Raw genomic sequence first — 21,184 nt, 5'->3', positions numbered from 1 at the left:
GTTCCTCATCTTGAGAGTTGTGGATATTTAGCTATTCAAGGCGAAGCCATTCCAATTATATTTTCGAACGGGACAATGATATTCGCCACAATGAGGTTTTTAAATGCGGGACCTAGATTTAAAGACAATGGAACTTGGCCATTTGGAACATTCTCTGGCGAAAATCATTATAAAAGCTCAAGCGACGTACCGCACATTCCATTAGAAATCCCTCCGGAAAATATGCCCGCCCTTGTTCGCTTTCAGGACATCAGCGATCCATTCTCTGCGCAAGTAGTTCCACGCGAAAACATCAGTTCCATTGCAGGCAGGAATACCAGGTTCAAGTCAATGACAATAGAAATGACGAGCGATCGGGTTGACTGGAGATTAGCTGGAATACTACCCTGGCTCTTATCGGACGAAACTGAACGTTTAAAACCCAACATTCTTGAATATATGTATCAAAATGACTGAAAGATCGGCCGACTTAGAAATCAGCAGCGAGAGAGCCGTTCTGTAGGAACCGGCTTGAAAACGCAGGCAAGATTTTTCGGAATAAGGAAAGAATAAGAACCCGGCCGCAGGGACGACCGGGTTTCGGGGAGGAGAAGGTCAGTGCGCCGGCGATTGCCTTACTTGCAGATGCGAACTTTCCTGACGACGAGGTTGCCGTAGGCGTCGTAGGACTTGACCTTCTTGATGAAGCAAGAGCGCTGATTGTAGACATTCTCGGCACAATCACCGGCCTGCGACGGGGCGGCATACGAGAGTGCGGCGACAACAGCGACGGCGGTGGAGAGAACGATCTTGCGCATGGGGCGATCCTTTGATCCGGTTGCGGATGAGGGCGTCTCATCCAGTGACCCGACCATGCCATGCCGCTTTGGAGCACGCTGTTTCGTATGGAACAGGCGCAAGATCACAGCCGCATAAAACGTCGATCAGCCTTTCTGAAAGGCCAGGTGAAGCCCGAGCCCGACGAGCAGGCTGCCGCCGGCACGCTGCAGTACGCGCCGCGCACGGCTCGACCGGCGAAGGCGCCCGAGAACCGCACCGGCCAGGAAGACGCAGACGATATCGGCCGACGAGAACATCAGGTTGACCAGCGTACCGAGGATCACGAACTGCAGCCAGATCGGAAACGAGGCGGACGCATCGATGAACTGCGGCAGGAAAGCCATGAAGAAGATCGCCGTTTTCGGATTGAGCACCTCGACGGTGATGCTTTCGAAAAAGGCACGCCGCGCAGATTTCCGCGTGATGACTGGCACGGCCTCCTGCCCTTCGACCTGCGTGCGGAACAGCGAAATGCCAAGCCAGACCAGGTAGGCGGCACCGGCGAATTTCACAGCCAGATAGAGCATCGGCACGGCATGAAACAAAACGGAAAGGCCAGCAGCCGCGGCAAACACATGCGCGTATCCGCCAATATGGATGCCGAGCGACGCCATAAGCCCCGACCAGCGCCCCCGCGCCACCGTCTGGGCAGCCGCATAGAGCATGGCCGGCCCTGGAATATAGGCAAATACCGCCGTCGTGGCGAAAAAGGCGATCAGCAATTCAGTGGATGGCATGGGAGGCTCCCGGCAGACGTCATGGCTTTCGCAATAAACACGACCGGTGCCGCCGAAACAAGTCAGGCCGGACGTCGGGCAAGGCCGGCGAGGAGCGTCCGAACGATGATGCGATGAAACGGGGTGATAGTGGCGATATAGACGTGGCCGAACAGGTTTTTGCGGAACACCAGCGTCGTGACCCCGACGGTCTGTCCGGATGAAGCATTGCTGCGGACATCCACGACGAGGCGGAAATCGAGATGGCTGTCGTCGAGACCGAGAACAGCCTCGTGGGCACTTTCGCTCAGCACAGGGAAGCCGCCGAGAGCATTTCGGTCGCCCAGAGACATCTCGGCCGACTTGAGACCCAATCGGGAGACGATCGCGTTGCGCAAGGCCAGCAGCCGCCGGACCCAGGCAGGCGCATGACCGAGCACGAGACCAGCCGACGCGATCGGCGTCAGGGTGCTGCCAGCGACCTCGATCTCGTAGCGGTCGGCCCAGTCGGCATGCGGGAGGCGATCATCGGGCAGGAATGCGGAAACGCGGTGCGGCTTCATGAAAAATCCCCGGGAATGGCGACACGACACTGCGCCGCCGTTCCCGAGGATGAAAGATGGCCGTTTGTCACAGCCGAGTGCCGATTACATGTGAATCGGCTTGAAGAAGGTCGCCATCGCCGCTTCCTTGACGGCTTCCGACATCGTCGGATGCGCGTGGCAGGTGCGGCCGAGATCTTCCGAAGAGCCGCCGAACTCCATCAGAACGGCAATCTCGTGGATCATGTCGCCTGCACCCAGGCCAATGATGTGGCCACCGAGAACCCGGTCCGTCTCCTTGTCGGCAAGGATCTTGACGAAACCGTCCGTTGCCAGCATGGCACGGGCACGGCCATTGGCGGTGAACGGGAACTTGCCGACCTTGTAGGCGATACCTGCCGCCTTCAGCTCTTCCTCGGTCTTGCCGACCGACGCCACTTCCGGCTGCGTATAGACGACGCCCGGGATAACGTCATAATTCACATGTCCTGCCTGGCCGGCGATGATCTCGGCAACGGCAACGCCTTCGTCTTCGGCCTTGTGGGCCAGCATCGGGCCGCGCACGACGTCGCCCAGCGCATAGATGCCGGGGACATTGGTGAGGAAATGATTGTCGATCTCGATGCGGCCGCGCTTGTCCATGATGACACCGGCTTCAGCAAGACCGAGACCATCCGTATAGGGCTTGCGGCCGGTGGCGATCAGCACGACATCGGCTTCGATGGTCATGGCGTCGCCGCCCTTGGCCGGTTCGAAGGTCACCTTGGCACCGGCGCCGGCTTTCTCGACACCGGTCACCTTGGCACCGAGCTTGAAATCGAAGCCCTGCTTGGCGAGCATGCGCTGGAACTGCTTGGAGACGTCGCCATCCATGCCGCCGAGGATCGTGTCGAGATATTCGACGACCGTCACCTTGGCGCCGAGGCGCTGCCAGACCGAACCGAGTTCGAGGCCGATGACACCGCCGCCGACCACGACCATGGTTGCCGGCACCTTTTCAAGCGCAATGCCGCCGGTCGAGGAAACGATGACCATCTCGTCGATTTCGACCTGCACGCCCGGAATGCCGGCAACGTCGGACCCGGTGGCGATGACGATGTTCTTCGTCTCGAGGATCTGCTCCTCGCCCTTGTCGTTGGTGACGGATACCTTGCCGGTCCCGACCACCTTGCCGGTGCCGATAAAGGCATCGATCTTGTTCTTCTTGAACAGGAAGGCGACGCCATCGACATTGGATTTCACGGTCGCATCCTTGTGCGCCATCATCTTGTCGAGGTTGAGCGTCGGCGCGCTGACTTCGACGCCGAGTTCGTCAATGGCGTGCGCCGTCTGGTGGAAGACTTCCGAAGCATGCAGCAGTGCCTTCGAGGGAATGCAGCCGATATTGAGGCAGGTGCCGCCATAGGTCGCGCGCTTCTCGATGACACCGACCTTGAGGCCGAGCTGGGCCGCCTTGATGGCGCAGACATAACCTCCGGGTCCGGTTCCGATAACGATGAGATCATAAGCCATGTGATTGTCCTTCCTTCAGGGGCGCTTAGCGTCCACCGCTGACATTGAGAATGGCACCCGTGACATAGGATGCCGAAGGCGAGAGGAGATAGAGAATTGTATCGGCGACTTCGTTGGCCTGCCCCGGACGCTGCAGCGGAATCGACGACGCCATGTCGCGGGCGCGGTCCGGCAGGCCGCCGGATGCGTGGATTTCGGTATCGATGACGCCGGGACGCACTGCATTGACGCGAATGCCCTCGGTCGCCACTTCGCGGGCAAGACCGATGGTGAACGTATCGATCGCGCCCTTCGAGGCGGCATAGTCGACATATTGGCCGGCCGATCCGAGCACGGCCGCCATCGAAGAAACATTGACGATGGCGCCACCCTTGCCGCCAAAGCGTGTCGACATGCGGCGCACGGCCTCGGCCGCGCAGCGGATCGAGCCGGTAATGTTGATCCGGAACATGCGCTCCAGCCGCTCGGCCGACATTTCGTCAATTCTTGCAGGAACATCGACGATGCCGGCATTGTTGACGAGACCGTCAAACCGGCCGAAGGCCTGATCGACAGCGGCAAAGATCGCCCCTATTCCGGCTTCGCTGCCGACATCGCCTTCAACGGCAATCGCCTCACCGCCGGCATCCGAAATCGCGGCGACGAGCTTGTCCGCAGCGCCCTTGTTGGACGCATAATTGACCGCGACGCGCCAGCCCTGGCGGGCGGCGGCGCTGCAGACGGCAGCACCGATGCCGCGGCTACCGCCGGTGACGAGAAGGACAGGCCTGTCCGCGATCATGGCTTGCACCCCGTCAGCGCCAGCACATCGAAGGGCGCGACCGTGGCTTTGCCCCAGATCGAAGAACTGCGGATTGCCGGGCCGAGATCAGGCAGGAGGATTTGCGCCGCAGCCTCCGTACCCTCCGGCGACAGGAGGCCGATCTTGCCCTCGGCATCCACGGCGTAAAGCACGCCTTCCCAGATGGTGCAGGCCGCAAGCTCATCGCCGGTGGTGTCGCCTTCCGGACAATTGTTCATGATCATACCGGCCGGTCGCGGCGGATCGCCGGCTTCCATAACAACACCGTCGAGCACGAGATCGGTTTTCAGAACGGCAAGCTTGAAGTGATTGCTGGTCGCAGCACTTGTCGAGCCGACCGGTTCAAAGCGCAACTCATAGGCGCCGTCGGGATCAGCATAGATCGCCTGTTCCTGCGCGCAGCCGGCAGCGACCGCCGGCCAGGAGGCCAAAAGCAGCGCTGCAAGAGTTGCCGAACACAGGCGGGTCTTCATCAGACGGCCTTTTCGGTTGCGAGCTTCAGCCCGAGGCCAATGAACACGACACCACTGACACGGTCGATCCACTGGCTGGCGCGCGAGAAGGCGGCGCGCATCCGGGGCGTCGTCATGAACAGGCTGACGCCGACGAACCACGCGATCAGGCAGCTTGCCATGACCAGTCCATAGCTGAACTTCACAGCGATCGGCGTGTGCGCGCTGACCACCGTCGAAAAGATCGACAGGAAGAAGAACACCGGCTTCGGGTTCAGAGCGTTCGCGGCAAAGCCGAGGCCAAAGGCCTTCCAGCCCGACTGCGCGATGCGTGTCGCTTTGAAACCGTCTTTCTCCGTTGTCGGCATTTCCGTCCTGCCTGCGCGCAGGGACTTGATGCCGATGTAGATCAGATAGGCGACGCCGCACCATTTGACGATGTTGAACAGGGTGACCGACTGCGAAATGATCAGGCCAAGCCCGAGAATCGTATAGGTCACATGGAACATCAACGACGTTCCGACACCGAAGGACGTGATGATGGCTGCGCGACGGCCATTGACGATCGACTGACGCATGACCATTGCGAGATCGGCGCCCGGAGAGACGATCGCGAAAAAAAAGATGGCCATAAGCGAGGCGAGTTCGAACAGATAGGGATGCACGGCACTTCTCCGGGGATCACTGCGGCCGCGCCGCAACGCTTAGAAAATAATGGTTGCGGCCATGACGATCAGCCCGCCCACCGACCCGAGCCAAACCAGCGATCGGAGATAGGGGATGCCGGCCATATAGAGCGGAATGTAGACAAGCCGGCCGGCAAACCAGATCCCGGCACCGATCAGCCCCCAGCCGGAGGCATCGCCGACAATCGCAAGCGCCAGCGCGAGGCCGACAAAGGCCGGATAGGTTTCCAGGAAATTGGACAAAGCGCGGGCGGCGCGCCCGGCAAGCGCACCGGACGGTTTCTTGTCGCCATCCCGCGGACCGGCATTCCATGCCGATCCAAGTTCCCGCGTGGCGAGCATGCCCTGCAGGCTAATGTGAAAGACGAGCAGGGCAAAGCTCCATGCGACCATTGCGGGGAACGGCGATGCCGCCAATGCTGCTGCGTCCATCATTTTTCTCCTTACAGATCGAGAACCAGACGTTCCGGATCCTCAAGGCTCTCCTTGACGCGCACGAGGAAGGTGACTGCCTCCTTGCCGTCGACGATGCGGTGATCGTAGGAAAGCGCCAGATACATCATCGGACGGATGACGATCTGGCCGCCGACGACGACCGGACGATCCTGGATCTTGTGCATGCCGAGAATGCCCGACTGCGGTGCATTGAGGATCGGCGAGGACATCAGGGAACCGTAGACACCGCCATTGGTGATCGTGAACGTGCCGCCCTGCATGTCGGCCATGCCCAGTTGGCCATCGCGGGCGAGCTTGGCGAGACGACCAAGGTCCTTCTCGATTTCTGCGATCGACAGTTCGTCCGCATCGCGAATGACCGGAACGACGAGGCCCTTGTCGGTGCCGACGGCCATGCCGATGTGGCAGAAGTTCTTGTAGATCAGGTCGGTGCCATCGATCTCGGCATTGACGCTCGGGATTTCCTTCAGCGCATGGGTGACAGCCTTAGTAAAGAAGCCCATGAAGCCGAGCTTGACGCCGTGCTTCTTCTCGAAGAGATCCTTGTACTTGGTGCGCAGCGCCATGACGGCACTCATATCCACCTCGTTATAGGTGGTCAGCATGGCGGCCGTATTCTGGGCATCCTTGAGGCGCTTGGCGATCGTCTGGCGCAGACGCGTCATCTTCACGCGCTCTTCGCGCGGCGCATCTTCGGCAGCCGACGGGCCGCGTGCAACGACCTTGGCCGGCTCGGCAGCCGCGGCCGGCGCGGAAACGCCCTTCGTGACAGCGGCAATCACGTCACCCTTGAGAACCTGGCCACGCTTGCCGGAACCGTCGACCTGTTCGGCCGACATGTTGTTTTCCGTCAGCATCTTGGCAGCAGCGGGGGCGGGCGGCATGGCCGAGGCAACGATTGGTGCAGCCGGGGTCGCAGCGGCAGCGGCGGGCGCAGCGGCGGCCGGTTCTGCCTTCTTTTCTGCAGCGGCAGGCGCAGCATCAGCAGCACCACCGGCGCTGATATTGCCGAGCAGGGCGCCGAGCCCGACCGTTTCACCGGCGGCAGCAACGATTTCAGAGAGCACGCCGGCAGCCGGGGCCGGAACCTCGATGGTCACCTTGTCGGTTTCCAGTTCGAGCAGCGGTTCGTCGGCCTTGATGGTGTCGCCGACTTTCTTGAACCAGGTGCCGACGGTGGCTTCGCTGACGGATTCGCCGAGGGTGGGAACGCGGATTTCTGTGGCCATGATGTTTAACGTCCGTTTATCAGGTGTCATACTGATGACTGTTTCGGGAGAGGCGGGAAGGCTTGTTCAGCCTTCCGCTTTAACCTCCAAGGGCGTCTTCGAGGAACGCAGCAAGCTGCGCCAGGTGCTTCGACATCAGGCCCGTCGCCGGCGAGGCAGCGGCCGGACGGCCGGTATAGCGCACCCGCTGGTACTTGGCATCGATATGCGCCAGCACCCATTCGAGATACGGGTCGATGAACGACCAGGCGCCCATGTTTTTCGGCTCTTCCTGGCACCAGACCATCTCCGCGTTGCGGAAACGGCTAAGCTCGTTGATCAGAGCCTTGGCCGGAAACGGATAGAGCTGCTCGAGGCGCAACAGGTAGACATCGTCGATGCCGCGCTTCTCGCGCTCTTCCAGAAGGTCGTAGTAGACCTTGCCGGAGCAAAGCACGACGCGACGGATCTTGGCGTCCTTGGCAAGCTTGATCGGGCCGTCCTTGATGACCTCTGCATCGTCCCAGAGCAGGCGGTGGAACGAGCTTTCGCCCGCCATTTCCGACAGCGAGGAAACCGCACGCTTGTGGCGCAGCAGCGACTTCGGCGTCATCATGATCAAAGGCTTGCGGAAGTCGCGCTTCATCTGACGGCGCAGGATGTGGAAATAATTGGCCGGCGTCGTGACGTTGGCCACCTGCATGTTGTCTTCGGCACACATCTGCAGCCAGCGCTCGAGGCGGGCCGACGAATGTTCCGGACCCTGGCCTTCGTAACCATGAGGCAGAAGGCAGACGAGGCCCGACATGCGCAGCCACTTGCGTTCGCCCGACGAGATGAACTGGTCGAAGACGACCTGCGCACCATTGGCGAAATCGCCGAACTGGGCTTCCCAGAGGGTCAGCGCATTCGGACGGGCCAGCGAATAGCCATATTCGAAACCAAGTACGGCCTCTTCCGAGAGCATCGAGTTGATGACCTCGTAGCGCCCCTGCGTCGGCGACAGGTTGGCCAGAGGGATGTAGCGGTCTTCGGTCTCCTGATCGTAGAGAACCGAATGACGCTGCGAGAAGGTGCCGCGTTCGCAGTCCTGCCCCGACAGGCGGATCTTCGTTCCTTCGGCACAGAGCGTGCCGAAGGCAAGCGCCTCGCCCATGGCCCAGTCGATGCCATCGCCGGACGTAATCATCGCAGCGCGATTGTCCATGAATCGCTGGATGGTCTTGTGCGCGGTGAAGCCTGCGGGAACCTCGCAGAGCTTGCGGCCGACATCCTTGAGCGCCTTCATCGGCACCGAGGTCTTGCCCCGGCGCTGTTCGTCCTGGTTGTCGGCAGCGCGAAGCCCCGACCAGACACCGTCGAGCCAATCGGCCTTGTTCGGCTTGTAGGACTGGCCGGCTTCGAATTCCTGCTCCAGATGCGCCCGCCAGTCGGCGCGCATCTTTTCGAGATCGCCCTCGGAGATCAGGCCCTCGGCAATCAGCCGCTCGCCATAGACCTGGACGACCGTCTTGTGGGCGCGGATGACCTTGTACATCTTCGGCTGCGTGAACGACGGTTCGTCGCCCTCGTTATGGCCGAAGCGGCGATAGCAGAACATGTCGATGACGACAGGCTTATGGAACTTCATCCGGAATTCGGTGGCGATCTTGGCCGCGTAGACGACGGCTTCCGGATCGTCGCCATTCACGTGGAAGATCGGCGCCTCGATCATCTTGGCGACGTCGGACGGATAGGGCGACGAGCGCGAGAAGGCCGGATTGGTGGTGAAACCGATCTGGTTGTTGATGATGAAATGCACGGTACCGGCAACGCGGTGACCACGCAGGCCGGACAGGCCCAGAATTTCGGCAGTGACGCCCTGGCCCGCAAAGGCCGCATCGCCGTGCAGCAGCAGCGGCATGACCTGCGCCCGTTCAGACAGCGGGATGATATCGCCCTCGAAGGACTTGGCCATCTGGTCCTGCTTGGCGCGGGCCTTGCCCATGACAACCGGGTTGACGATTTCAAGATGGGACGGGTTGGCTGTCAGCGACAGGTGCACCTTGTTGCCATCGAATTCACGGTCGGACGACGCACCGAGATGGTACTTCACATCGCCAGAGCCTTCGACATCGTCAGGTGCGGCAGAGCCGCCCTTGAATTCATGGAACACCGCGCGGTGCGGCTTGCCCATGACGTTGGTCAGAACGTTGAGACGACCGCGATGGGCCATGCCGAGGATGATTTCCTTCAGGCCTTCCTGGCCGCCGCGCTTGATGATCTGTTCGAGCGCCGGGATCAGCGATTCGCCACCATCCAGACCGAAGCGCTTGGTGCCCTTGTACCTCACGTCGATGAACTGCTCGAAGCCCTCGGCCTCGATCAGCTTTGCAAGGATGGCCTTTTTGCCTTCGGCGGTGAATTCAACGCCCTTGTCGGGACCTTCGATCCGCTCCTGCACCCAGCCTTTGATTTCCGGATCGGAGATGTGCATGAACTCGACGCCGAGCGTCGAACAATAGGTGCGCTCCAGGATCTCGATCATCTCGGGAATGGTCGCGTATTCAAGACCGAGCACGTTGTCGAGGAAGATCTTGCGACCGTAGTCGCTCTCCTCGAAACCGTAGGACTTCGGCGAAAGCTCGTTGTAATCCTCGACCGGCGTGGCGATGGCCAACGGGTCAAGCTTGGCATGCAGGTGGCCGCGCATGCGATAGGCACGGATCATCATGATGGCCCGCACGCTGTCGCGCGTCGACTGGTGGACGTCGGCCGATGCAACCGGGACGCCGGTGGCCACGGCCTGTTCGTCGGCCTTCGCCTTGACCTTCTTCTCGATGACCTTTTCGACCGTGCCCCAGTCGCCATCAAGCGCTGAAACAAGGTCGCCACCGGCCTGGATCGGCCAGTTCGGCTTTTTCCAGGAGGCGCCCTTGGCCGCCTTCACCACATCTTCAGGCGCATCCTGCAGCGCCTTGAAAAACGATTGCCATTCGCCTGACAGCGATGACGGATCGGTTTCGTAGCGCGCATAAAGCTGCTCGATATAGCTGGCGTTCGCGCCGTCAAGGAACGATGTCAGCAGAAATTGCTCGTTGGCCTCTTGCCTTGCCATGGTGCTTCGCGGACCTGTCCGTCCGCCTCCCGACTTGTTTGATGCGCCGGGCTCTTCCCGGCCAGCCTTTGCTGGAGCACGGCGCCGATTGCGCCATCGCTCCCTGTCAGATGGTGCGACACGGGCCGACCGCAAGGCCGGTCCGGTCACATATCGTTTTCAGGTCAGCCCTTGAGGACTTCGACCAGTGTCGTGCCAAGGCGCGCCGGCGACGGCGACACCCGGATGCCGGCCCGTTCCATGGCCGCGATCTTGGATTCTGCATCGCCCTTGCCGCCGGAAACCACAGCGCCCGCATGGCCCATGGTGCGACCCTTCGGAGCCGTACGGCCCGCGATGAAGCCTGCCATCGGCTTCTTGCGGCCCTTCTTGGCTTCGTCGATCAGGAACTGCGCTGCATCTTCTTCCGCAGCGCCGCCGATTTCACCGATCATGATGATCGAAGTCGTGGCGTCGTCGGCGAGGAACATCTCGAGCACGTCGATGAATTCGGTGCCCTTGACCGGGTCGCCACCGATACCGACGGCGGTCGTCTGGCCAAGGCCTTCGTTCGACGTCTGGAACACGGCTTCATAGGTCAGCGTTCCCGAGCGCGAGACGATGCCGACCGAACCCTTGCGGAAGATCGAGCCCGGCATGATGCCGATCTTGCATTCTTCCGGTGTCATGATGCCCGGGCAGTTCGGACCGAGCAGGCGCGACGTGGAGCGGTCAAGGCGGGCCTTGACGCGGACCATGTCCATGACCGGAATGCCTTCGGTTATGCAGGTGATGAATGGGATCTCGGCTTCGATCGCCTCGATGATCGCATCGGCAGCGCCGGCAGGCGGAACATAGATGACGCTGGCATTGGCGCCGGTCCGTTCCTTGGCTTCGGCCACCGTTGCAAAGATCGGCAGGCTTTCGCCCTTCGTGCCGGTCCAGGTTTCGCCACCCTTCTTCGGATGGATACCGCCGACCATCTGCGTGCCGTAATAGGCCAGCGCCTGTTCGGTGTGGAACGTGCCGGTCTTGCCGGTCAGGCCCTGAACGAGGACCTTGGTGTCTTTATTGACGAGAATTGACATTGTTTCCGGTCCTTCAAATTAGGCGTTGATCGCCGCGACGATCTTCTTGGCCGCATCGTCCAAGTCGTCTGCCGCCGTGATCGCGAGACCAGATTCGTTGAGGATTTTCTTGCCGAGTTCGACATTGGTGCCTTCGAGGCGCACGACCAGCGGAACCTTGAGGCCGACTTCCTGAACCGCAGCGACAACGCCTTCAGCGATGACGTCGCACTTCATGATGCCGCCGAAGATGTTGACGAGAATGCCCTCGACCTTCGGGTCGGCGGTGATGATCTTGAAAGCTGCAGCCACCTTCTCCTTGCCGGCACCGCCGCCGACGTCGCAGAAGTTTGCCGGTTCCTTGCCGTAGAGCTTGATGATGTCCATCGTCGCCATGGCGAGGCCGGCACCGTTGACCATGCAGCCGATATTGCCGTCGAGCGCCACGTAAGCCAGGTCCCACTTGGAGGCCTCGATTTCCTTGGCGTCTTCTTCGGTCTCGTCGCGCAGCGCCTTGACGTCGTCGTGGCGGAAGATCGCATTGCCGTCGAACGACATCTTCGCATCGAGAACGCGCAGGTGATCGTCTTTCATGACGATCAGCGGGTTGACCTCGAGCAGCGCCATGTCCTTCTCGTTGAAGGCCTTGTAGAGCAGCGGAAACAGCGATTTTGCATCTTCGGCCGCAGCGCCGGTAAGCTCGAGCGCCTGGGAGATGGCAGCGATATCGGCATCGGTGACGCCGGCTTCCGGATCAATCGCGATCGTATGGATCTTTTCCGGCGTGTCATGCGCGACAGCCTCGATGTCCATGCCGCCTTCTGTGGAGACCACGAAGGCCACGCGGCCAACGGAGCGATCAACCAGCAGCGAGCAATAAAGTTCGCGGGCAATGTCGGCGCCGTCTTCGATGTAGAGACGGTTGACCTGCTTGCCGGCTTCCCCGGTCTGGGCGGTCACCAGCGTGTTGCCCATCATGTCCTTGGCATGTGCCTTGGCTTCTTCGATGGAGAAGGCGAGGCGAACGCCGCCCTTGGCATCGGGGCCGAGTTCCTTGAACTTGCCCTTGCCGCGGCCACCGGCGTGGATCTGGCTCTTGACCACATAGAGCGGACCCGGCAGCGACTTTGCAGCCGCTTCCGCCTCGTCCGCCGAGAAGATGGCGACACCTTCGGCGACGGGCGCACCAAAGGTCTTCAACAGAGCCTTGGCCTGGTATTCATGAATGTTCATGGGATTTTCCTGTCTGGGAGCCGAACGGCAATTGTTTCGGGGCCTTTGTTGCGGGCCCTTATTTCAGGCTTGGCGCGATGGCGACGCAGGCTTCGCAGAGGCCGGCCACGGAGGCGACGGACTTGTCGAAGGCTTCCTTCTCGGCCTTGGTGAACTCGACTTCGATGATACGCTCGATACCGCCGGCACCGATGATCGTGGGAACGCCGACATACATGTCCTTGACGCCATACTGGCCGGACAGATAGGCGGCAGCCGGAAGCACGCGCTTCTTGTCCTTGAGGAACGAATCCGCCATTTCGATCGCCGATGCAGCCGGCGCATAATAGGCCGAGCCGGTCTTCAAAAGACCAACGATCTCTGCGCCGCCGTCACGGGTGCGCTGGATGATTTCCTCGAGGCGTTCCTTGGTGACCCAGCCCATCTTGACCAGATCGGTGAGCGGAATGCCGCCGACGGTGGAGTAGCGGGCAAGCGGCACCATCGTGTCGCCATGGCCGCCGAGAACAAACGCCGTCACGTCCTGGACGGAGACGTTGAACTCCTGCGACAGGAACAGGCGGAAGCGCGAGCTGTCGAGCACGCCAGCCATGCCGACAACCATGTTCTTCGGCAGGCCGGAGAACTTCTGCAGCGCCCAGACCATGGCATCAAGCGGATTGGTGATGCAGATCACGAAAGCATTGGGGGCATATTTCTTGATGCCGGCGCCGACCTGCTCCATGACCTTGAGGTTGATGCCGAGCAGATCGTCGCGGCTCATGCCGGGCTTGCGGGCAACGCCGGCGGTGACGATGCAGACATCGGCGCCTTCAATGGCCGCGTAGTCGCTGGCACCGGTCAGGTTGGCGTTGAAGCCTTCGACGGGCGAGGACTGGGCAATATCGAGGCCCTTGCCCTGCGGGATGCCGTCGGCGATATCGAACAGGACGATGTCGCCCAGTTCCTTGAGGCCGGCGAGATGTGCCAGCGTGCCACCAATCATTCCAGAACCAATAAGTGCGATCTTGTTGCGCGCCATGAAAGTGCTTCCTTTGGGATCCAAATACGATCAAGGCCCGAAACGCGGCAAACGCCAAGCCTTTTCGGGGAAAGGAAGTAAACTTCAAAAACTAAAATATCAACCAATACTTTTGGACAGAACAATTTCAATCGGTTAGATAACAATTATCTTACGTAAACGTAAGAATATCCGTCATCTTTCCTTCAAGAAACAGCATTTTCCGGCTGATGGATTCGCGCATATTCGGCGCTCTGCATTTCGATCAGCCGCGACACCGTGCGGTCGAATTCGAAACCTTCCGTCCCCCTTTTGGCCGTCAGGAGATGCAACGGATCCGATACGGCAGAGGCAAACACACGCGCACCGGCGTCGTAGAGTGTATCGACCAGCATGATGAAACGCTTGGTTTCGTTGCGCCGCTCGGGCCCCAGGTGCGGGATATGCTCGACGAACAGCGTCTTGTAACGCGACAGGAGGGCAAGATAGTCCGCTGCCCCGAGCGGTTTTTCGCAGAGATCGGCAAAGGAGAAGCGCGCGCAGGTACCGGCCGCCAAAGGAACGTTTATGGTGCGGCCGCGAAACGCGACCTGAACGGGCTCTGCCGGCAGACTGGCCGTTTCCCGAAGCCAGGCCTTCTCGATCGCCATGTCGGCCTCAGGCCCGAGCGGATGGCGCCAGACCGGAAGGCCTTCGGTCTTTTCCAGCCTGTAATCCGTCTGCGTGTCGAGCGGCACGATATCCGCATGGGCTTTCAAAAGACCAATGAAGGGCAGGAAAAGATCGCGGTTGAGACCATCGCGGTACAGATCATCCGGCGCGACATTGGACGTGGCAACGACGACGCAACCTTTGGCGAACAGTTCTCCGAAAAGGCGCGACAGGATCATCGCATCGGCAATGTCCGTCACCGAGAACTCGTCGAAGCAGAGCAGCCTTGCCTCGGCAAGGATATCGGCGGCCACCGGCGGCATCGGATCGGCCTGGCGCGTCTCGCCATTTTTCAGTTTCTGCCGATGCTTGAAGATCCGGTCATGAACATCGGCCATGAAGGCATGAAAATGCGCCCGTCTCTTGCGCTGGATGGGCACCTGATCGAAGAACAGGTCCATCAGCATGGTCTTGCCGCGCCCGACACCCCCAAAAATATACTGCCCCTTGGTGGCCGGCTGATCCTTCTTCTTGGACGCAAAAAGCCAGCCCAGCGCATTGGACTTGCGCGCTGCCCGCCCGGCCACCAGATCGGCGGCCAGACGATCGAGCCGACGGGCGATGACCATCTGCGCGGGATCTGCGCGCAATTCCCCGGCTGCGATCAGGGACTGAAGTTTTCGCGATATACTGTCTTCGGTATTGGGCAAGCGTTGCACCGGAGCAAGGCCGTAAACGGCGGAAAGAAAAAGCCCGGCTGTGGCCGGGCCTGTATCATTAGCGGCTGAGGCTGAGCGGCTGACCGCTGTTGGTCGAGCCATCAAAGCGCTTTTCGGCCGTCTTGAACACGCGACCGAGCGGATTGCCGTTGCGATCCTTCAGGACGACCTGCTTGCCGGCCACTTCCCAGGAGCCCATCGCCGTCAGTTCGCCTGCACAGCCGCGCGTGCCGCCGCGCGATCCGCTGCCGAGATTGGTCAAGGTCAGGAACATGTCGCAGGAGCTCGACCCGTTGGCAACACGCCAGTTACCGACCATGGATTCCTTGGTCACGTCGAGCGCTGTGGTCGCTGCTGCAACATTGGTGCCTGCCGGCTGCGTGCCGTCAACGCCGGCAATCCCGGTGCCACTGACCGGGGCGGCCGGAAACTGCGACGTATCTGTCGTCGACGTCGTGGGATCCATCAGCTGGCCCGACTGCACCGACTGTACCGGCTGCGCCTGAAGCGGCGCAGGCGAAACATTCTGCGTGTTGAAATCGCCCATCGACGACGTTCTCTGACATCCCGCCAGAGCCAGCATCACTGCAAGCCCCGCCGCCGCATGTACAACCCGCATGTCTCTACTCCTGCTCTTCTCTTTCAACGCCTGCTTTACAGGACATTATAGGCGGAATTACCGTAAAACCACCTTGCAAATCAAGAGAGAGGGAAATCTTTGGGACCTGTGACATGATTGAAACGCATCGGCAGGGGTCCGAGACGGTTGTATCGTCTTCTGTGCGTCCTTCATTCGGGTTTCAGTCAACGACACCCGCATAGGCCTTTATGCCCCACAAGGCTTCCACCGCATCATTGCGACCGCAGGCATTGCGGTAATACCAGTAGCGGATTGAACTGCGCGTGGCGAAATTCTGATGATAATCCTCTGCAGGCCAGAATTTTGCCGCCGGCTCGATCGGCGTCACGATCGGCTTGCCGAGTTCCGCCTGGGCCCTGGCCTTGGACGCCTCGGCCTGCGACGCCTGCTCCGGGCTCAGCGCATAGATCGCCGTCGAATAGGCAAAGCCGCGATCGCAGAACTGGCCACCGCCATCGGTCGGGTCCGTCGTGCGGAAAAGAATATCAGAGAGCGTTTCATAGGAAACCTTGTCCGGGTCGAACTTGATCTCCACCACCTCGCGGTGCCCTCCGGCAATGTAGGTTTTGTAGGCCGGATTTTTGCTGGTGCCGCCGGCATAACCCGACGTGGTTTCGAGCACCCCGGGCACCTTGTCGAAATCGCTCTCCACACACCAGAAGCAGCCGCCCGCAAAGATCGCGACCTGCGGCTCGGCCGCGCGCCCCGCAACAGCCCCAAGACCAAGAAAACCAAGCACAAGGACTGTACGCAACATCGGCAATTCTCCCATTTGGAGACTATACCTATCGAACGGCCGAAAAGTTTCAAATCAAATGAAGGCACGCGCCCGTGATCACAGGGTGAAGCAAAGAGGCCGGACATTGTGCCCGGCCTCTGTGTTAATCGTTAATTTCAAGGACGCGTCAGACGCGGCGCTCGACCATCATCTTCTTGATCTCGCCGATCGCCTTGGCCGGGTTGAGACCCTTGGGACAGGTCTGGGCGCAGTTCATGATCGTGTGGCAGCGATAGAGGCGGAAGGGATCTTCCAGATTGTCGAGACGCTCGCCCTTGGCCTCATCCCGGCTGTCGATCAGCCAGCGATAGGCCTGCAGCAGTACGGCCGGGCCGAGATAGCGGTCGCCGTTCCACCAGTAGCTCGGGCAGGAGGCGGAACAGCAGGCGCAGAGAATGCACTCGTAAAGGCCGTCAAGCTTCTGGCGGTCCTCGTGGCTCTGTTTCCACTCCTTGGCCGGCGTCGGCGAAACGGTCTTCAGCCAGGGCTCGATCGAGCGGTGCTGGGCGTAGAAGTTCGTGAGGTCCGGCACCAGGTCCTTGACCACGGGCATATGCGGCAGCGGGTAGACCTTGACGGTGCCGTTGACCTCGTCGAGCCCCTTGGTGCAGGCCAGCGTATTCGTGCCGTCGATGTTCATCGCGCAGGAACCGCAAATGCCTTCGCGGCAGGAGCGACGCAGCGTCAGCGTCGGGTCGATCTTGTTCTTGATATAGAGCAGCGCATCGAGCACCATCGGCCCGCAATCATCGGCATCGATGGTGAATGTGTCGATCGACGGGTTCTTGCCGTCATCCGGGCTCCAGCGATAGATCCGGAGTTCACGGGTATTGGTGGCCCCGGCCGGCGTTGGCCAGACCTTGCCTTCGGTCATCGTCGAGTTCTTGGGGAGAGCGAGTTCAACCATGGTTCATTCTCCTCAATACACCCGCGCCTTCGGCTCGATCTTGTAGGGATCGATCCCAGGCTGCAGCAATTCGGTGTGGACCGGGCGGTAGTCAAGCTTGACGTCGCCGGACTCGTTGACCCAGGACAGCGTGTGCTTGCGCCAGTTGACGTCGTCGCGGCCGCCGAAAGGGCCATCGACATAGTCTTCGCGCGCATGGCTGCCGCGGCTTTCCTTGCGGGCCTCGGCGCCGACCACAGTGGCAATGGCATTGGCCATCAGGTTTTCCAGTTCGAGCGTCTCGACCAGATCCGAGTTCCAGATCATCGAACGGTCGGTGACCTTGATGTCGCTCATTTCCTGCCAGATCGCATTCATGCGCTTGCAGCCGGATTCGAGCGATTCCTGGGTGCGGAACACGGCCGCGTCTTCCTGCATGGTGCGCTGCATCTTTTCACGCAGGATCGCCGTCGGGGTCTGGCCATTGGCATGGCGCAGCTTGTCGAAGCGGCTCATGATCTTGTCCGATGCCTTCTCGTTGATCGCCGGGATCGACGAGGCGCGATCGATGACTTCGCCGGCGCGGATGGCAGCGGCGCGGCCGAAGACCACGAGGTCGATCAGCGAGTTCGAACCGAGACGGTTGGCCCCGTGCACCGAGGCGCAGCCGGCTTCGCCGACAGCCATCAGGCCGGGAATGATCCGTTCCGGATTGGCACCGTCGGCATCAAGCACTTCGCCCCAGTAGTTGGTCGGAATGCCGCCCATATTGTAGTGAACCGTCGGCAGAACCGGGATCGGCTCGCGCGTCACGTCGACGCCGGCAAAGATCTTGGCGCTTTCGGAAATGCCCGGAAGGCGTTCATGCAACACGGCCGGATCGAGATGGTCGAGATGCAGGTAGATGTGGTCCTTGGCCTTGCCGACGCCGCGACCCTCACGGATTTCCAGCGTCATGCAGCGCGACACGACGTCGCGCGAGGCCAGGTCCTTGGCCGACGGGGCATAACGCTCCATGAAGCGCTCGCCCTCGGAGTTGACGAGATAGCCACCCTCGCCGCGCGCACCTTCGGTAATCAGGCAGCCGGCGCCATAAATGCCGGTCGGATGGAACTGGACGAACTCCATGTCCTGCAGCGGAAGTCCGGCACGGGCGATCATGCCGCCACCATCGCCGGTGCAGGTGTGCGCCGACGTTGCGGAGAAATAGGCGCGGCCATAACCGCCAGTCGCCAGCACCACCATCTTTGCCGCGAAACGATGGATCGTGCCGTCGTCGAGGTTCCAGGCAACGACGCCGGTGCAACGGCTGCCGTCGTCGGACATGATCAGGTCCAGCGCGAAATACTCGATGAAGAATTCCGCATTGTGCTTCAGAGACTGGCCATAGAGCGTGTGCAGGATGGCGTGGCCGGTGCGGTCGGCTGCAGCGCAAGTGCGCTGCACCGGCGGGCCTTCGCCGTAATTCTGCATGTGGCCACCAAACGGCCGCTGGTAGATCTTGCCTTCTGCATTGCGCGAGAAGGGAACGCCGTAATGCTCCAGCTCATAGACGGCCTTTGGCGCTTCCATGGCGAGATACTGCATGGCATCGACATCGCCGAGCCAGTCGGAACCCTTGACGGTATCATAGAGATGCCACTGCCAGCTGTCCGGTGTCATGTTCTGCAGCGACGCCGCGATGCCGCCCTGCGCTGCGACCGTGTGGGAGCGCGTCGGGAAAACCTTGGTGATGCAGGCGGTCTTGAAGCCCTGTTCGGCCATGCCGAGCGTGGCGCGAAGGCCAGCGCCACCGGCGCCGACGACGATCACGTCGTAGGCATGATCGACATATTCATATGCCTTGCCGTTTGCCGAAAGCGGCTTTGTGGATGCCGAGCTTGTGGATGCCATGACGAATTATCCTGCAAACGCGATTTTCAGAACGGCGAACAGACAGAGCCCACCGACGGCAATCGCAAAAAAAGTGTTCAGCATGACACAGAGAACCTTCACGCCTTCCGAATGCACGTAGTCTTCGATGATCACCTGCATGCCGAGCTTCATGTGGATCAGCCCTGAGAGAACCACGAGACCCATGACAACCGCCACGAAGGGGTTGGACAGGGCCGCAACAACTTCTCCATGCGGTGCACCAGCATATCTTACGACGAAAAACACAAAGAAGATCATCAGCGGCACATTGGCAACGGCGGTAAGGCGCTGGCGCCAGAAATGCTCTGTTCCATCCTTGGCGGAGCCGAGGCCACGGACCTTGCCGAGAGGGGTGCGCATATCCATCAGATTTTCTCCCTCAGAACCGGACCGCGTAACCGACAGCCCAGACCAGCAAGGTGATCACGACTGAGCCGATCAGGTTGGCGATGGCGAGCTTGGTTGCGAAATGCTTCTCGTAGCCATACCCGAGATCCCAGATAAAATGCCGGATGCCGCCAAGCATATGATGGATCAGCGCCCAGGTGTAACCGAACAGAACCAGCCGTCCAAGGATCGTCCCGAACGCCCAGCTGGCCCAGTCGTAATGGGCAGGACCGGTGGCGGCGGCGATCAGCCACCAGGCCACGAGGACTGTACCGAAATACAGCGCAGCGCCGGTTAGGCGATGCACGATCGACATGATCATCGTCGGTATCGGCTTGTAGATTTGCAGATGCGGCGAAAGCGGCCGGCTTTTGGTGACATTCGTCATCGGAACCCCACGGATCAACCGGCAGATCGCCCAAAAACTGGACGAATTTTATCCGGTTTTGCACCCGATTGTGCACAATTCAGTCTTCCAGACGTTTAAGCACCATAAGGCTTAACGACAAGTGTGTTTGCGCTGCAAAAGCAATTTAATCGATTAGGACCAGGCACCTGCGACCAAAGGTCCTGCCGCCGTTCCACCGTTAACGATATGCCCGGAAAATTCAGCGAAATCCGTGACTTTTGCCGCGCCCTGCCCCAGATTGCCGTTAAGGATTTGTTAAGCGTTTTCCAGAAGGCAGCCCATCATGCGCGCATTTCATCCACGGCATGCAACGAAAGTCTTGATCGCCCTGTGCCTGCTTGTGTTTTCCGTCACGGGGTACGTCGAGGCAGGCGAACGTGGGCGGCACCATAACGAGCGACCGCAACACAGCCGCAATCACTACAAGCGGCTCGATGTCCAGACACGAACCTACAATGCCAACCGGGATCGCTTCGACCGGCGGCATGCGCGCCGCGACTGGCACCAGCATGACAGGCGAGACGAGCGCCGGATCGTCCGCCATCATCGCCGTCATGATCGCCGTCAACATCGCGATGGTTATTGGTCGAACAGGGGGGGCGACGCCTATTTCGGCAATCTTTCCGCCTGGCGCGACGGCCGCAACGGCCTATATTTTCGCAGCGAAAGTTATGGCTATGATGTCGGTACCGAAGAGATTGGCCGCAGCGATCAGCGCCCGCGCGGCAAGATCATCCACGTCAACCCGTCTCAGGCTGATCGGTCCTGCTCCTTCGAGGCCGGCGTCTGCGTCATTCGCCGCTGAACTGCCAGACCGTCGTCTTCTTGACGTCGCTGTCTTCAAGCACGCGCGTCACCTGCACTTCGTAGGTGGCCAGCGCCCGCATCCTGTCCCTGGGGCAGTAGGATCGGCCGGGATCGCCGATGATGACAGTGGTGCCATCCCGCGACAGGGCCGAAAACCAGGGGATGAGCCGCGCGGCAAAAGCCTTGTCGTAGAATACGTCACCGGCCAGCAGCACCGCCGCACCGTTTTCGCGGCCGATCCAGTCCTCGCCTGAAAAGCCGACAGCGACATCGTTGAGCCCGGCGTTCAAGCGCACCGCAGTCTCCGCCCAGGGATCGATATCGACAGCAAGCACCGACGCTGCCCCGGCCTTCATCGCGGCGATCGCCACCAGACCCGATCCCGAAGCAAAATCGATGACATGCATGCCCCGCACCAGATCAG

At 60.6% G+C, this 21,184-nt stretch carries 23 protein-coding genes; 2 read left to right on the top strand and 21 right to left on the bottom strand.

Annotated elements, in window-relative coordinates; all coding sequences use genetic code 11:
• Positions 1-456: hypothetical protein (locus tag AX760_RS27330; RefSeq protein WP_175552113.1), on the top strand; the 456-nt coding region annotated here is incomplete at its 5' end.
• A gap of 158 nt (positions 457-614) precedes the next feature.
• Here AX760_RS27330 and AX760_RS21655 read toward each other — a convergent pair.
• The 20 genes from AX760_RS21655 to sdhC all read right to left on the bottom strand — a co-directional run bounded on the left by AX760_RS21655 (position 615) and on the right by sdhC (position 19,932).
• Positions 615-797 (bottom strand): hypothetical protein, encoded by a 183-nt coding sequence (locus tag AX760_RS21655; RefSeq protein ID WP_071835097.1) that lies wholly within the window; start codon positions 795-797, stop codon positions 615-617.
• Positions 798-923: 126 nt separating this feature from the next.
• On the bottom strand, positions 924-1,556 hold the full coding sequence (locus AX760_RS21650; protein ID WP_071835096.1) for a LysE family translocator: 633 nt from the start codon (positions 1,554-1,556) through the stop codon (positions 924-926).
• Between the two features lie 62 nt (positions 1,557-1,618).
• On the bottom strand, positions 1,619-2,098 hold the full coding sequence (locus tag AX760_RS21645) for a DUF2867 domain-containing protein (protein WP_071835095.1): 480 nt from the start codon (positions 2,096-2,098) through the stop codon (positions 1,619-1,621).
• Between the two features lie 84 nt (positions 2,099-2,182).
• Positions 2,183-3,589 (bottom strand): dihydrolipoyl dehydrogenase, encoded by a 1,407-nt coding sequence (gene lpdA, locus AX760_RS21640; RefSeq protein ID WP_071835094.1) that lies wholly within the window; start codon positions 3,587-3,589, stop codon positions 2,183-2,185.
• A gap of 25 nt (positions 3,590-3,614) precedes the next feature.
• Complete coding sequence (locus AX760_RS21635) at positions 3,615-4,370, bottom strand: SDR family oxidoreductase (RefSeq protein WP_071835093.1); 756 nt, start codon at positions 4,368-4,370, stop codon at positions 3,615-3,617.
• Positions 4,367-4,864: a hypothetical protein gene (locus AX760_RS21630; protein ID WP_071835092.1), complete on the bottom strand. Its 498-nt coding sequence runs from the start codon at positions 4,862-4,864 to the stop codon at positions 4,367-4,369. The genes AX760_RS21635 and AX760_RS21630 overlap by 4 nt, the downstream gene beginning before the upstream one ends.
• Positions 4,864-5,508, bottom strand: a complete 645-nt coding sequence (locus AX760_RS21625) for a LysE family translocator (RefSeq protein WP_071835091.1) — start codon at positions 5,506-5,508, stop codon at positions 4,864-4,866. The genes AX760_RS21630 and AX760_RS21625 overlap by 1 nt, the downstream gene beginning before the upstream one ends.
• A 39-nt stretch (positions 5,509-5,547) precedes the next feature.
• Positions 5,548-5,961: an MAPEG family protein gene (locus AX760_RS21620; RefSeq protein WP_071835090.1), complete on the bottom strand. Its 414-nt coding sequence runs from the start codon at positions 5,959-5,961 to the stop codon at positions 5,548-5,550.
• Positions 5,962-5,972: 11 nt separating this feature from the next.
• Entirely contained in the window at positions 5,973-7,214 is a 1,242-nt protein-coding gene (odhB, locus tag AX760_RS21615) for a 2-oxoglutarate dehydrogenase complex dihydrolipoyllysine-residue succinyltransferase (RefSeq protein ID WP_071835089.1), read from the bottom strand.
• Positions 7,215-7,293: 79 nt separating this feature from the next.
• On the bottom strand, positions 7,294-10,290 hold the full coding sequence (locus tag AX760_RS21610) for a 2-oxoglutarate dehydrogenase E1 component (protein ID WP_071835088.1): 2,997 nt from the start codon (positions 10,288-10,290) through the stop codon (positions 7,294-7,296).
• Positions 10,291-10,454: 164 nt separating this feature from the next.
• Complete coding sequence (sucD, locus tag AX760_RS21605) at positions 10,455-11,357, bottom strand: succinate--CoA ligase subunit alpha (RefSeq protein WP_071835087.1); 903 nt, start codon at positions 11,355-11,357, stop codon at positions 10,455-10,457.
• Between the two features lie 18 nt (positions 11,358-11,375).
• Positions 11,376-12,569, bottom strand: a complete 1,194-nt coding sequence (gene sucC / locus AX760_RS21600) for an ADP-forming succinate--CoA ligase subunit beta (RefSeq protein ID WP_071835086.1) — start codon at positions 12,567-12,569, stop codon at positions 11,376-11,378.
• A gap of 58 nt (positions 12,570-12,627) precedes the next feature.
• A complete protein-coding gene (gene mdh, locus AX760_RS21595; protein ID WP_071835085.1) occupies positions 12,628-13,590 on the bottom strand; it encodes a malate dehydrogenase in 963 nt (320 codons plus the stop codon).
• Between the two features lie 185 nt (positions 13,591-13,775).
• Positions 13,776-14,939 (bottom strand): cell division protein ZapE, encoded by a 1,164-nt coding sequence (gene zapE, locus AX760_RS21590; protein ID WP_071835099.1) that lies wholly within the window; start codon positions 14,937-14,939, stop codon positions 13,776-13,778.
• A 58-nt stretch (positions 14,940-14,997) separates the two neighbouring features.
• Entirely contained in the window at positions 14,998-15,558 is a 561-nt protein-coding gene (locus tag AX760_RS21585; RefSeq protein WP_071835084.1) for a protease inhibitor Inh/omp19 family protein, read from the bottom strand.
• A gap of 181 nt (positions 15,559-15,739) precedes the next feature.
• Positions 15,740-16,336 (bottom strand): peptide-methionine (S)-S-oxide reductase MsrA, encoded by a 597-nt coding sequence (gene msrA / locus AX760_RS21580; RefSeq protein WP_071835083.1) that lies wholly within the window; start codon positions 16,334-16,336, stop codon positions 15,740-15,742.
• A 148-nt stretch (positions 16,337-16,484) separates the two neighbouring features.
• The gene (locus AX760_RS21575; protein WP_071835082.1) at positions 16,485-17,264 is read right to left on the bottom strand and encodes a succinate dehydrogenase iron-sulfur subunit; all 780 of its coding nucleotides are present in this window, start codon (positions 17,262-17,264) and stop codon (positions 16,485-16,487) included.
• A gap of 12 nt (positions 17,265-17,276) precedes the next feature.
• Positions 17,277-19,136, bottom strand: coding sequence for a succinate dehydrogenase flavoprotein subunit (gene sdhA / locus AX760_RS21570; RefSeq protein WP_071835081.1), 1,860 nt, complete (start codon positions 19,134-19,136; stop codon positions 17,277-17,279).
• A 6-nt stretch (positions 19,137-19,142) separates the two neighbouring features.
• Complete coding sequence (gene sdhD / locus AX760_RS21565; protein ID WP_071835080.1) at positions 19,143-19,523, bottom strand: succinate dehydrogenase, hydrophobic membrane anchor protein; 381 nt, start codon at positions 19,521-19,523, stop codon at positions 19,143-19,145.
• Between the two features lie 13 nt (positions 19,524-19,536).
• Positions 19,537-19,932 (bottom strand): succinate dehydrogenase, cytochrome b556 subunit, encoded by a 396-nt coding sequence (gene sdhC / locus AX760_RS21560; RefSeq protein ID WP_071835098.1) that lies wholly within the window; start codon positions 19,930-19,932, stop codon positions 19,537-19,539.
• 304 nt (positions 19,933-20,236) lie between these two features.
• Between sdhC and AX760_RS21555 the strand changes: the two genes are divergently transcribed.
• Positions 20,237-20,758 (top strand): hypothetical protein, encoded by a 522-nt coding sequence (locus tag AX760_RS21555; RefSeq protein ID WP_071835079.1) that lies wholly within the window; start codon positions 20,237-20,239, stop codon positions 20,756-20,758.
• Here AX760_RS21555 and AX760_RS21550 read toward each other — a convergent pair.
• Positions 20,745-21,184, bottom strand: a 440-nt coding sequence (locus AX760_RS21550) for a class I SAM-dependent methyltransferase (protein ID WP_139276537.1), incomplete at its 5' end; no start/stop codon positions are given. The genes AX760_RS21555 and AX760_RS21550 overlap by 14 nt on opposite strands.

It is taken from the genome of Pararhizobium antarcticum (assembly GCF_001885585.1).
Taxonomy (GTDB): Bacteria; Pseudomonadota; Alphaproteobacteria; order Rhizobiales; family Rhizobiaceae; genus Pararhizobium; species Pararhizobium antarcticum.
Note: the sequence above shows the minus strand (reverse complement) of the source record. Positions and strands in the feature narration are given on the sequence as shown.

Excerpts from the sequence above, each read along its gene's own strand:
- odhB (WP_071835089.1), bottom strand. The coding sequence starts at position 7,214 with ATGGCCACAGAAATCCGCGTTCCCACCCTCGGCGAATCCGTCAGCGAA.
- sdhD (WP_071835080.1), bottom strand. The coding sequence starts at position 19,523 with ATGGATATGCGCACCCCTCTCGGCAAGGTCCGTGGCCTCGGCTCCGCC.
- AX760_RS21655 (WP_071835097.1), bottom strand. The coding sequence starts at position 797 with ATGCGCAAGATCGTTCTCTCCACCGCCGTCGCTGTTGTCGCCGCACTC.
- AX760_RS21620 (WP_071835090.1), bottom strand. The coding sequence starts at position 5,961 with ATGGACGCAGCAGCATTGGCGGCATCGCCGTTCCCCGCAATGGTCGCA.
- AX760_RS21555 (WP_071835079.1), top strand. The coding sequence starts at position 20,237 with ATGCGCGCATTTCATCCACGGCATGCAACGAAAGTCTTGATCGCCCTG.
- AX760_RS21645 (WP_071835095.1), bottom strand. The coding sequence starts at position 2,098 with ATGAAGCCGCACCGCGTTTCCGCATTCCTGCCCGATGATCGCCTCCCG.
- AX760_RS21585 (WP_071835084.1), bottom strand. The coding sequence starts at position 15,558 with ATGCGGGTTGTACATGCGGCGGCGGGGCTTGCAGTGATGCTGGCTCTG.
- AX760_RS21635 (WP_071835093.1), bottom strand. The coding sequence starts at position 4,370 with ATGATCGCGGACAGGCCTGTCCTTCTCGTCACCGGCGGTAGCCGCGGC.
- AX760_RS21610 (WP_071835088.1), bottom strand. The coding sequence starts at position 10,290 with ATGGCAAGGCAAGAGGCCAACGAGCAATTTCTGCTGACATCGTTCCTT.
- AX760_RS21630 (WP_071835092.1), bottom strand. The coding sequence starts at position 4,864 with ATGAAGACCCGCCTGTGTTCGGCAACTCTTGCAGCGCTGCTTTTGGCC.
- sdhA (WP_071835081.1), bottom strand. The coding sequence starts at position 19,136 with ATGGCATCCACAAGCTCGGCATCCACAAAGCCGCTTTCGGCAAACGGC.
- sucC (WP_071835086.1), bottom strand. The coding sequence starts at position 12,569 with ATGAACATTCATGAATACCAGGCCAAGGCTCTGTTGAAGACCTTTGGT.
- AX760_RS21650 (WP_071835096.1), bottom strand. The coding sequence starts at position 1,556 with ATGCCATCCACTGAATTGCTGATCGCCTTTTTCGCCACGACGGCGGTA.
- lpdA (WP_071835094.1), bottom strand. The coding sequence starts at position 3,589 with ATGGCTTATGATCTCATCGTTATCGGAACCGGACCCGGAGGTTATGTC.
- sucD (WP_071835087.1), bottom strand. The coding sequence starts at position 11,357 with ATGTCAATTCTCGTCAATAAAGACACCAAGGTCCTCGTTCAGGGCCTG.
- AX760_RS21575 (WP_071835082.1), bottom strand. The coding sequence starts at position 17,264 with ATGGTTGAACTCGCTCTCCCCAAGAACTCGACGATGACCGAAGGCAAG.
- msrA (WP_071835083.1), bottom strand. The coding sequence starts at position 16,336 with ATGTTGCGTACAGTCCTTGTGCTTGGTTTTCTTGGTCTTGGGGCTGTT.
- sdhC (WP_071835098.1), bottom strand. The coding sequence starts at position 19,932 with ATGACGAATGTCACCAAAAGCCGGCCGCTTTCGCCGCATCTGCAAATC.
- mdh (WP_071835085.1), bottom strand. The coding sequence starts at position 13,590 with ATGGCGCGCAACAAGATCGCACTTATTGGTTCTGGAATGATTGGTGGC.